6 protein-coding genes are annotated in these 7,321 nt (G+C 71.4%); 3 read left to right on the forward strand and 3 right to left on the reverse strand.

Annotation, left to right across the window (positions count from 1 at the left end):
* Window positions 1-2,914 (reverse strand): bifunctional diguanylate cyclase/phosphodiesterase (locus GWI24_RS36965; protein ID WP_210950418.1); only part of this gene is annotated, 2,914 nt, incomplete at its 3' end.
* 347 nt (window positions 2,915-3,261) lie between these two features.
* The gene (locus GWI24_RS36970; RefSeq protein ID WP_247617401.1) at window positions 3,262-4,260 is read right to left on the reverse strand and encodes a 2-hydroxyacid dehydrogenase; all 999 of its coding nucleotides are present in this window, start codon (window positions 4,258-4,260) and stop codon (window positions 3,262-3,264) included.
* 75 nt (window positions 4,261-4,335) lie between these two features.
* Between GWI24_RS36970 and GWI24_RS36975 the strand changes: the two genes are divergently transcribed.
* The 3 genes from GWI24_RS36975 to GWI24_RS36985 all read left to right on the forward strand — a co-directional run bounded on the left by GWI24_RS36975 (window position 4,336) and on the right by GWI24_RS36985 (window position 6,987).
* On the forward strand, window positions 4,336-5,334 hold the full coding sequence (locus tag GWI24_RS36975) for an aldo/keto reductase (protein ID WP_210950419.1): 999 nt from the start codon (window positions 4,336-4,338) through the stop codon (window positions 5,332-5,334).
* A 153-nt stretch (window positions 5,335-5,487) separates the two neighbouring features.
* Complete coding sequence (locus GWI24_RS36980; protein ID WP_308344213.1) at window positions 5,488-6,663, forward strand: PQQ-dependent sugar dehydrogenase; 1,176 nt, start codon at window positions 5,488-5,490, stop codon at window positions 6,661-6,663.
* 156 nt (window positions 6,664-6,819) lie between these two features.
* Window positions 6,820-6,987, forward strand: a complete 168-nt coding sequence (locus GWI24_RS36985) for a DUF6191 domain-containing protein (RefSeq protein WP_210950421.1) — start codon at window positions 6,820-6,822, stop codon at window positions 6,985-6,987.
* 103 nt (window positions 6,988-7,090) lie between these two features.
* Here GWI24_RS36985 and GWI24_RS36990 read toward each other — a convergent pair.
* Window positions 7,091-7,321: response regulator transcription factor (locus GWI24_RS36990; RefSeq protein ID WP_210950422.1), on the reverse strand; the 231-nt coding region annotated here is incomplete at its 5' end.

The raw sequence follows: 7,321 nt of genomic DNA on the forward strand, positions 1-7,321 counted from the left end.
AAGTGGGTGGGACGGGCGTCTCAGTATTTGAGCGGGTCGGCGGGTGGGTGTGCGGCTCCGTACGGCGCGGGCCGTGGGAGCCGCCGTGCCCGCCATGACCACCGTGCCGGATCGGCAGGGCGCCGCCGACCAGCAACGGGGGCTCCGGGCGCGGCACCGGATAGCCGCCGCGCAGCAGCGCCCGGCGCAGCCGGTGCTCGTCCAGCGGCCCGCTGAAGGCCGCCCCTTGGGCGTGGGTGCATCCCATACCGCGCAGGGTGACAATCTGCTCGGGCAACTCCACCCCCTCTGCGATGGACTGCATTCCGAGGTCGCCGGCGATCCTCAGCAGCCCTGCGGTGATCTTGTGCAGCCGTGAGGACTCGACCACTCCCTCGACCAGTCCGGGGTCCAGTTTCAGCACATCGATGGGAAGCCTGCGCAGTGCCCTGATCGCGGCATAGCCGCTGCCGAAGCCGTCGAGGGCGATCCGCACCCCCAGACGGCGCAGCGCGCCGAGGCGGTGCTCCAACTCGTCCAGCGGCACCCGTGGATCGCTGTCGGTCAGCTCCAGGATCAGCGCGCCGGACGGCAGCCCGTGGCGGGCCAGCAGGGTCTCCACGGCCTTGGGCGGCATCGACTTGTCCACCAGCCGGCTCGCGGGGAGCCGTACGCAGACCGGGACCGGATGGCCGTCGCGGCGCCGCTGGGCGGCCTGCTCGACGGCGGCCTCCAGCATCCAGCAGGACAGCTCGGCGGTGCGGGCGGTGTCCTCGCCGCTCCCCCGGCCGTTGTCGGCGACCCGGAGGAACTCGGCGGGGGTGAACAGGATGCCCTGGGCCGAGCGCCAGCGGGCCTGCGCCGCGACCGCGGTGATCCGGCCGCTGGTCAGCTCGACGACGGGCTGGTGCAGCAGCACGAACTCCCCGTCGTGCAGGGCGGCGCGCAGTCTGGTGGCGACCTCGGCGCGCCGCGCCACCTCGGCCTGCATCTGTGGTGCGTACAGCTCGACGCGGTTCTTGCCCGCGGCCTTGGCGCGGTACATCGCCAGGTCGGCGTTGCGCATCAGGGCGCCGGGGCTGGTGCCGGGCTCGGCGAAGGCGACGCCGATGCTGGCGGCCACGCGGACCTCGGTGCCGCCCTCGACCCGGTAGGGCTGGGAGAGCCGGAGCCGCAGCCGGTCGGCGATCTCCATGATGCGCTGCTCGCGGGTGCCCGCGTCCCCCTCGCCGTCGCCGAGGATGAGGGCGGCGAACTCGTCGCCCCCGAGCCGGGCCGCGCAGTCGCCGGACCCGGACCGCACGGACTCCTGGAGCCGGCGGGCGGCCTGGACCAGCAGCTCGTCCCCGGCGTGGTGGCCGACGGTGTCGTTGACCGCCTTGAAGCCGTCGAGGTCGATGAAGAGCACGGCGGTGCCGGCGTCCGTACGGCGGCGGCCGGCGACGGCGTGCGCGACCCGCCGGGTGAACAGGGCGCGGTTGGGCAGATCGGTGAGCGGGTCGTGCTCGGCGTTGTGCTGGAGCTGGGCCTGGAGCCGGACCCGCTCGGTGACATCGCGGCTGTTGAAGATCAGCCCGCCGTGGTGGCGGTTGATCGTGGACTCCACGTTGAGCCAGTCGCCGGAGCCGGAGCGGAAGCGGCATTCGATCCGCGTGGTGGGCTCCTCGCCCGGTGCGGCGGCCAGGAACCGGCGGACCTCGTGGACCACCGAGCCGAGGTCCTCGGGGTGGATCAGGGAGGCCAGCTCGGAGCCCTCCAGCTCCTCCGCGTCGCGGCCGTAGACCCCGGAGGCGGCCGGGCTGACATAGCGCAGGATCCCGGTGGGCGCGGCGATCATGATCACATCGCTGGAGCTCTGCACCAGGGAGCGGAAGTGGCTCTCCTTCTGGGCGAGTTCCTGGGTGAGCCTGATGTTGTCCATCAGCATGATCGCTTGTCGGACGACGAGCGCGAGCACGACCGCGCAGGCGGTGAAGAGCACCACCCCGTCGATCGGCCGGCCGTCCATCACGTTGAACAGGACCCCCAAGGTGCAGACGGCGGCGGCGAGATAGGGCGCGAGTGCGGCGAGCGAACCCGCGATGGGGACGCTCTGCTGCGCGGGGCGGCGCGCCGGCGGCGGGTTCTGGGCGGCCTCGCGGCGGGCCACCCATGGTGCGTACGCCAGCAGCGCGGAACCGGCGAACCACCCGGCGTCGAGTATCTGCCCGGAGCGGTAGTGCTCCCGCAGCAGCGGCGAGGTGAACAGCGCGTCGCACAGCACGGTGAGCGCGAAGGCGGCGATCGCGGTGTTGATCGCGGAGCGGTTGCCCGAGGAGCGCCGGAAGTGGAGCACGATCACCATGCTGACCAGCACGATGTCCAGCAGCGGATAGGCGAGCGACAGGGCGCCGCGGGCCACGGAGGCGCCGTCCGCGCCGAACTCCCCGGTGTGGGCGAGCGCGAGGCTCCAGGAGAGCGTGACCAGCGATCCGGCGATCAGCCAGGCGTCCAGCCCCAGACAGATCCACCGGGCCCGGCTCGTGGGGCGCTTGGCGAGCACGAGCATCCCGACGATGGCGGGCGGGGCGAAGAGCAGGAAGCAGAAGTCGGCGACCGAGGGGGTCGGCACGGAGCGGCCGAGCACCACCTCGTACCAGCCCCAGACGGCGTTCCCCAGCCCGGCCATGGCCGAGGAGGCGGCGAACAGCAGCCAGGCCGGGCGCAGCCGCCCGGCGTGCCAGTGGCCGTGCCACAGACAGGAGGCCGCGGCGGCGAACGCGGCGGCGCTCAGCCCGAAGTCACCCATGACGAGGGCCAGTTGGGAAGAACCCCAGCCGACGATCGCCCCCGCCGCGTAACCGCCGCAGACCAGGGCGAGGACCACTTGCGGCAACAGCCCGGCCCCGCCGCCGGAGACCGACGGCCGGGCGAGCACCGCTCCCGTGGCGCTCACCGGACTGCCATCCACTGCGTGGCGGACCACTGGCGCCTCGGGGCTCCCGGAAGCGGTATGCCCGCGGGCCTCGTCGAGTCGGAGAACCGCGCGGCTGCGCGGAAGTGTCGCAGTCGACGCCTGAGCTGCGTCGGGTTGTCGGTCCATCGGCCATACATCGCCCGTCGCCCCCCCTCGAGTTCCGGTCCATCGCTGACGCCGTCAGGTCAGTGGCGCAGCCCCCGCTCGGGACGATACACCAGACTGGTCACTCAGGGACATAGGTCATCTACGGACCGTAACCGACTAGGGCGTTGTATATACGGAGTGGAGTCAATCGGTGCCTGTATGTGGTGCCAGAGGCATGTCTACCCCGTCGTGGCGACGAGATGTGCCAGCGACTCGCCGCGCGCGTAACGATGCAGCTGATCCCTCAACAGCCGCTTGGCGCGCGGGAGGAAGGCCGAAGTGGGGCCGCCCACATGCGGGGAGATGAGTACCCCTGGAGCGTGCCACAGCGGATGCCCGGCGGGCAGTGGTTCGGGGTCGGTCACATCGAGCGCGGCCCGCAGCCGGCCCGACTCCAACTCCGTGAGCAGGGCCTTGGTGTCCACGACCCCGCCACGGGCGACGTTCACCAGCAGCGCCCCGTCCTTCATCCGGGACAGGAATTCCGGCCCGGCCAGACCACGGGTGGCCTCGGTGAGCGGGGTCACCAGCACCACCACATCGGCTTCCGGAAGCAGTCGGGGCAATTCGTCGATCGGATGCACCGGGCCGCGCTCGGTCGTGCGCGGGGAGCGCGCGACGCGCGCCACCCGCTCGCACTCGAAGGGCACAAGCCGATCCTCGATCGCGCTGCCGATGGCCCCGTAGCCGACGATCAGTACGGACTTGTCGGCGAGCGAGGGACGGAAGCCGGAGCGCCACTCCTCGGCGTCCTGGCCCCGGACGAAGTCGGGGATACCGCGCAGCGAGGCCAGGATGAGGGTGAGGGCGAGCTCGGCGGTGCTCGCGTCGTGCACACCGCGGGCGTTGCACAGCCGCACCCCGGGCGCGAGATCGGCCAGCGCGGGCTTGATGTGGTCTATCCCGGCGGTCAGGGTCTGCACCACCCGCAGATTGGTCATCGCGGGCAGCGGACGGGTGCACACCTGCGGCGGCTTCATGTACGGGACGCAGTAGAACGCGCACCGCGCCGGGTCGGTTGGGAAGTCCTCGCCGCCGTCCCAGTGGGCGTATTCGAGGGTGTCGGGAAGGCCGTCGATCTCCTCGGGAGGGATGGGCAGCCACACCAGGTCGCGCGCTTCGGATGAACCGTGAGTCGAATCGTGGTGGCGGAACGTATCGCTGTGATCTGCACTCATGCCAGGAGGCTATGCGATCACCGGCCGTTGGCAGAGGTTAGTTTGGGGTCCGAGGAACGGGAGGGGTCAGGCCAGGTGGAGCGCAGGAGAATCGGAGCGGCGGCGCTCGAAGTGGGGGCCATCGGCCTTGGATGCATGCCGATGAGCTGGGCGTACACCGCTTCGCAGCGCAGTGGCGAGCACTCGGTGCGCACCGTGCACACCGCGCTCGACTCGGGGGCGAGCCTGCTGGACACCGCCGACATGTACGGCCCCTTCACCAATGAGCTGTTGGTGGGGCGGGTGCTCAAGGAGCGGCGGGCGGACGCCTTCGTGTCCACCAAATGCGGACTGCTGGTGGGCGACCAGCACATCGTGGCCAACGGGCGGCCCGGCTATGTGAAGCGGGCCTGCGACGCTTCGCTGCGCCGGCTCCAGACCGATGTGATCGACCTCTACCAGCTGCACCGGGCCGACCCGGAGGTCCCCATAGAGGAGACCTGGGGCGCGATGGCGGAACTGGTCGCGGCCGGGAAGGTACGGGCGCTCGGGCTGTGCGCCGTGGGCGCGCGGGCCCAGCGGAGGGCGGGCGCCGGGATGCACGACGCCACGGTGCGCCAGTTGGAACGGGTCCAGCAGGTCTTTCCGGTCAGTTGTGTGCAGGCGGAACTGTCGGTGTGGTCGCCCGACGCGCTGGAGGCGCTGGTGCCGTGGTGTGCCTCGCGCGGGGTGGGCTTCCTGGCGGCGATGCCGCTGGGCAACGGCTTCCTGAGCGGGACTCTCACCCCGGGGCAGGGCTTCGAGCCGGACGACATGCGGGCCCGGCATCCGCGCTTCACGGCGGAGATGATGGCCGCGAACCAGCCAATCGTGGCCGGTCTGCGACGGGTCGCCCAGCGGCACGGGGACGGGGTGACCCCGGCGCAGGTGGCCCTGGCCTGGCTGCTGGCGCAGGGGCCGCATGTGGTGCCGGTGCCGGGGACGAAGCGGGAGCGGTGGGCGGCGGAGAACTGCGCGGCGGCCGGTCTGCCGCTTTCCCCCGAGGACCTCGCGGAGATCGCGGGGCTGCCGCCGGCACGGGGGTCGTGGGACTGAGGGCGTCGCGCCCGGCCGCCCGGCGCGTGGCCGCCGGTGTGCGTTCGGCCCTGGTCCGGGCCCGATTCGGGGATGGGAACCCGGCGCGGGTCCGCGGTGTATAAGAATCAGTGCCGTGCCGCGGCACACGTGCCCATGGAGAGGAAACCGACCGTGCGACGTCCTCGCGTCACCTCTGTTCTCGCCGCCGCTGCCGCCGCGGTGCTCGTGGCGGGCTGCTCGTCCGACGGCGACAGCATCACCCGACCGGGAGGCCGGTCGTCCGCGCCCACGAAGCCGGGCGGCGGGGGCTCCTCCTCGGGCGCGCCCTCGCCGACGGAGTCCGCGGCGCCCGCGAAGGGCTCGGTGAAGGTGGAGCGCACGCTCACCACGAAGCTGAACTCCCCCTGGGGGCTCGCGCCGCTGCCCGGCGGGGATCTGCTGGTCTCCTCGCGGGACACCGGGAAGATCTTCAAGATCTCGGCGGACACGGGGAAGAAGACCGAGTTGGGGTCCGTCCCGGGCGTCTCCGCCGCCGGTGAGGGCGGGCTGCTGGGGCTGGCGGTCTCCTCCGATTTCGGCACGGACCATATGGTCTACGCGTACTTCACCACCGATTCGGACAACCGCATCGTCCGGATGGTGTACGACGACAAGCGCCCCGCCGGCGATCAGCTCGGCGCCCCGGACACGATCTTCAAGGGCATCCCCAAGGGCACGATCCACAACGGGGGCCGCATCGCCTTCGGCCCGGACAAGATGCTCTACGCGGGCACGGGAGAGAGCGGTGACCGCGGGCTCGCCCAGGACATGGACTCCTTCGGCGGCAAGATCCTGCGGATGACCCCGGACGGCGAGCCCGCGCCCCGCAATCCGGACGTCCAGTCGGTCGTCTACTCCCCGGGTCACCGCAATGTGCAGGGCCTGGCCTGGGATGCGGACAAGCGGCTGTGGGCCTCCGAGTTCGGCCAGGACACCTGGGACGAGCTCAATCTGATCGAGCCGGGCAAGAACTACGGCTGGCCGGAGGCCGAGGGCAAGGCCGGGAAGAAGGGCTTCGCCGATCCGCTCGAGCAGTGGAAGCCCAAGGACGCCTCGCCTAGCGGAATCGCCTTCGCCAAAGGCTCGATCTGGATGGCGGGGCTGCGCGGTGAGCGGCTGTGGCGCATTCCGCTGAAGGGCGACAAGTCGGTGGCGAAACCACAGTCGTTCCTGGACGGGAAGTACGGACGGCTGCGCAGCGTGGTGGCGGCGGACGACGGGGGGCTGTGGCTGACCACGAGCAATACGGATGGGCGTGGTAAGCCGGGCCGGGAGGACGACCGGATCCTGCGGCTGGAGGTCCGCTGAAGGAGATCCACTGAGGAGGATCCGCTGAGGGGGCTCCGCTGAGGGTAGGGCGAATCGGCTGGTCGTGGCGTTGAGTTCGGCCGACATGGTGCGGAGTGCCCGTTCTGTGACGAGTCTGCCTACACTGGCAGCAGTCGCACGCCTACGGGGGTCGTCATGTTCAACCTCATCGAGGAACTGTTCGCACCCGGCCGCAAGCACACCGAGGAAGAGCGCAACCGGCTGGAGTTCACGCTCGACGAGACGCGCAGCAGCGACCCAGGGAAGGGTCCTGTAGACCTTGACTCCGGGCGAGTGGTGATCCGGCCCCGCGAAGGGGACTGACCCGGAAAGGGACTGACCCGGCGGGCGGTCGGCGTACCGCGCGTCCTGTCAGCGCCCCCGCGTCCTGGCCCCGGCGTCCTGCCGGTGCGCACCGCGCACACCGTCAGCGGGCCGCCGCCGCACCGTCGGCCAGGCCGTCCACCAGGCGCAGGCGATGGGCCACGGCGGCTGCCTCGGCCCGGCCCGAGACGCCCAGCTTGGCCAGGATGTTGGAGACATGCACGCTGGCCGTCTTGGGTGAGATGAAGAGTTCCTCGGCGATCTGGCGATTGCTGCGCCCGTCGGCGACCAGCCGCAGCACATCCCGCTCCCGGGGTGTCAGCCCCAGTTCCTC

This window comes from Streptomyces sp. MK37H, assembly GCF_018035285.1.
Classification (GTDB): Bacteria; Actinomycetota; Actinomycetes; order Streptomycetales; family Streptomycetaceae; genus Streptomyces; species Streptomyces endocoffeicus.